This is a genomic window from Acinetobacter sp. YH16051 (assembly GCF_013417135.1).
Taxonomy (GTDB): domain Bacteria; phylum Pseudomonadota; class Gammaproteobacteria; order Pseudomonadales; family Moraxellaceae; genus Acinetobacter; species Acinetobacter towneri.
In genome coordinates this window covers 1-3,480 of the sequence record NZ_VPEN01000060.1, presented here as the reverse complement: position 1 = coordinate 3,480, position 3,480 = coordinate 1, and the positions used below count along the sequence as shown (strand labels likewise).

Sequence of the window (3,480 nt, the reverse complement as noted above, 5' to 3'; positions counted from 1 at the left end):
ATGAGGCATGTTCCGCGTCCTTGCAATACTGTGTTTACATACAGTCTATCGCTTAGCGGAAAGTTCTTTTACCCTCAGCCGAAATGCCTGCCGTTGCTAGACATTGCCAGCCAGTGCCCGTCACTCCCACTCGATTGTAAACAAGCACACAAAACCCTTTAGTGACAACAATTTGCAAGAACTATCAGGCTCAGTGCCATGAAAAATACCATGACCAGATCATGAGGTTGAACACGGCTTGCGCCGGCAGCGTTCACGCTCCTGGTCGGCGATCTCGCCCGGCTGCAATGCTAGCTCAGCATCGGTCATGCGCTCCAGCACGTCGCGTAGGCGGATGGTGCAAGGAATGGGCGGCAGCTCGAACTCATAGCCGCCGGCGATCATTTCGGCCGCAATCTCCTCGGTGATGAAAAACGGCTCGTCGTCTTGGTTCGGCTTCTTCATGCCCTTTCCTCCTGGCGCTCATCCTGGCCGACAGCGGCCAGGGCATCGGCTTCCGTCAATGCGTCCTCCACGAACGCGCCGTGCTGCTTCGCTTCGGCCTGGCTGACCTCGGCCCATATCCGTTTCACCTGGGCCGCACTGTACCCGGCCAGCTCGGCGGTCTTGTTGATGCTGTAGCCGGACTTGCGCAGCGCGACAACTTGGGCGCGGCGCTTCGGATCAGCACGGCGGCCCTTGTACCGCCCGGCCTGGCGGGCCAACTCAATGCCTTGGCGCTGGCGTTCGCGCCTGTCCTCGTAGTCGTCGCGGGCCATCTGCAAGGCCAGGCGAAAAAGCATGATCTGCACGGCTTCCAGCACGATCTTGGCGACGCCCTGGGCCTCGGCCGCCAGGTCGGATAGATCGACCACGCCAGGGACGGCCAGGCGTGCGCCTTTGGCCTGTATCGAGGCCACCAGGCGCTCGGCCTCGGGCAAAGGTAGGCGGCTGATGCGGTCGATCTTCTCGGCAATGACCACCTCGCCGGGCTGTAGGTCGCCGATCATGCGCAGCAGCTCAGGCCGGTCGGCGCGTGCGCCGGATGCCTTCTCACGGTAGATGCCGGCGACGTAGTAGCCGGCGGCCTTCGCGGCCGTAGTGATCGCCTCTTGGCGTTCCAAGTCCTGCGCGTCGGTGCTGACGCGCAGATAGACCCGCGCCACCATCGGCGCGGCTACTGGCTTCGTCCTGCGCATACTTGCGGGCTCCTTTGGGCATACTCAAATGCACCCATCTTAAACTGGCAGCTAATGTACAAAAGTTGATAGAAGCACACAAGTTCAATTTTGCACTTCTGCCCCACTATTGCAAAACTGCTTGTTAGTAGCCGTTTTTTCTTACTGTTTATAGATTCAATAATTTTTGAAACGAAAAATTGGGACTAAACATTTCGGTTTCGTTTTCTGTCGATTCGTCCTGCGTATCTTTTGCATAAACAAACATTTGTTGTTCGTAGTTTTCGATGGCATTTTCAATACTTGTAAATTCTCCGTTTGTAAGGTTTTCAGACAATATCAAAGCATCCAATAATCCCGTATTTACACCCTGTCCTGCAAAAGGCGACATCAAATGAGCAGCATCGCCAATCATTGTTATGGGTAATGGACGGTTACTTTTCCAATCATTGTTCAAAGGAAATTTCCTTGTGGGCAAGCATTGAAATGTTGATACCGAACGTATTAATTGTTTGTAAACTTCACTCCATTTGGAAAATCTTTTCAATAAAAAATCGGCAACGCTGTTTCTGTCCTGAAAATCTAAGGGAATTTTATTTTTCCATTCATCGGGCGTTTTAAAACTAATTCCTAAATACAATGCACCATTATTATTGGGATTGGCAAACAATAAAATGCCCTGATGTCCCGCCATTAATCGGTTGCCGTTGCATAGCTGAAAAAATCCGGGACAGTTTATTTCCGGTTGAAGAATATCAGCTTGGATGTTGAAAGTACCGGTTTCTTCAACTTGCGTGTCGGTAACAAAGCTCCTTATTTTCGACATTCCACCATTGGCAAGAATAACCAAATCTGCTGTTTCACTCGGTTTATTCTCAAAAGTTAGTGTCCACTTCTTCTTACCAGGTTCAAGCATAACAAGTTTTCTATCCCAAATAACCGTGTCGTTTTCTAAACTATTCAACAAGATAGCCCTTAAGTCATTTCTGTTTATTTCAGGATTGTCAAATCGATTTTCGGGCTTTACATTTTTTGTGGATAAAATATTGCCTTTTTCATCAGCAATATTTACACCCATTGGTAAGGCTAAGTCATAATAAGTTTGTAACAATCCCGCTTTTTTCATTGCTTCCTGACCTGAACCTTTGTGTAGGTCAAGGGTTCCACCAAAAATTCTTGCCTCTCGGTCGTTGTCTCTTTCGTAAACTGAAACGTCTATGCCGTTTTGCTGTAATAATTTTGCCATAGTCAGTCCAACGGGTCCACCACCAATTATTGCAACGTTCTTATCACTAAGTAAATTCATTTGTTTGTCTGTATCTATTCGCATTGTCATTCAAAAATGGCACATAACAAGTGGCTATACGCCAAATGGCGTATATATCCACTATATCTTATTTTGCTAAACCTTTCATTATCAGTGACAAATCCGTTTTCAACCGTTTACCGTTCGTTTCTACTCTCTCAAAAGGATTTATATTCATAGTGCTTTTTGTTAAGTTTTGCTCAAATATACAAATCCTTTCTATATATCTAACAAATCCATCGGACTTTTTAATTGTTCCATTCCCTTGGTGGTAATATGTGTATAAACCTCAGTTGTTTTACTGCTTGAATGACCTAACAACGATTGAATATAACGTAAACTCGTACCATTCTCAAGCAAATGCGTTGCAAAGCTATGTCGTAAGGTATGTACAGTAACTTCCTTTTGAATCTTTGCTTTTAAAACAGCTGCTTTAAAAATGTTTTGAATACTTCGGCTTGAGTATGCGCCACCTTTTTGACCTTCAAATAAATAATCTTTTGGTTTATATTCCATAAAGTATGTTCTTAAAATAATTAATGTTTTCTCAGATAAAATGGTATAACGATCTCTTTTTCCTTTTGACTGTTCTATACGAATTTGCATGCGCTTGGAGTCAATGTCTTTTATTTTCAGGTTTATACATTCAGAAATGCGCAAACCTGCCGAATAAATAGTCATCAGAATAGCCTTGTGTTTCACGTTTTCAATAGCGCGTAGTACCCGAATGGTTTCTTCTTCACTCATCACAACAGGAAGTGTTTTTTCTTTTTTTGGTCTTTCGATGAAATATGTTTTCCGTTGTCCACCCAAAACACGTTCGTAATAAAACTGGCACTGTTGCAAAGTTAGCGATGAGGCAGCCTTTTGTCTTATTCAAAGGCCTTACATTTCAAAAACTCTGCTTACCAGGCGCATTTCGCCCAGGGGATCACCATAATAAAATGCTGAGGCCTGGCCTTTGCGTAGTGCACGCATCACCTCAATACCTTTGATGGTGGCGTAAGCCGTCTTCAT

The 3,480-nt window shown here is 45.7% G+C and carries 4 protein-coding genes and 1 pseudogene; all 5 read right to left on the bottom strand.

Annotation, left to right across the window (positions count from 1 at the left end; translation table 11 throughout):
* Nucleotides 1–219 precede the first annotated feature (219 nt).
* Nucleotides 220–444, bottom strand: coding sequence for a hypothetical protein (locus tag FTV41_RS13975; RefSeq protein WP_000743213.1), 225 nt, complete (start codon nucleotides 442–444; stop codon nucleotides 220–222).
* A complete protein-coding gene (locus tag FTV41_RS13970) occupies nucleotides 441–1,178 on the bottom strand; it encodes a recombinase family protein (protein WP_001366550.1) in 738 nt (245 codons plus the stop codon). The genes FTV41_RS13975 and FTV41_RS13970 overlap by 4 nt, the downstream gene beginning before the upstream one ends.
* 148 nt (nucleotides 1,179–1,326) lie before the next feature.
* Nucleotides 1,327–2,493 (bottom strand): tetracycline-inactivating monooxygenase Tet(X3), encoded by a 1,167-nt coding sequence (locus FTV41_RS13965; RefSeq protein ID WP_024160783.1) that lies wholly within the window; start codon nucleotides 2,491–2,493, stop codon nucleotides 1,327–1,329.
* Nucleotides 2,494–2,682: 189 nt separating this feature from the next.
* Entirely contained in the window at nucleotides 2,683–3,276 is a 594-nt protein-coding gene (locus tag FTV41_RS13960; RefSeq protein WP_205779272.1) for a tyrosine-type recombinase/integrase, read from the bottom strand.
* A gap of 72 nt (nucleotides 3,277–3,348) precedes the next feature.
* Nucleotides 3,349–3,480: pseudogene (locus FTV41_RS13955) on the bottom strand (IS6 family transposase); the annotation flags it as partial.

Bases quoted from the DNA above. Each gene is read 5' to 3' on its own strand.
- FTV41_RS13975 (WP_000743213.1), bottom strand. From the start codon at position 444: ATGAAGAAGCCGAACCAAGACGACGAGCCGTTTTTCATCACCGAGGAG.
- FTV41_RS13970 (WP_001366550.1), bottom strand. From the start codon at position 1,178: ATGCGCAGGACGAAGCCAGTAGCCGCGCCGATGGTGGCGCGGGTCTAT.
- FTV41_RS13965 (WP_024160783.1), bottom strand. From the start codon at position 2,493: ATGACAATGCGAATAGATACAGACAAACAAATGAATTTACTTAGTGAT.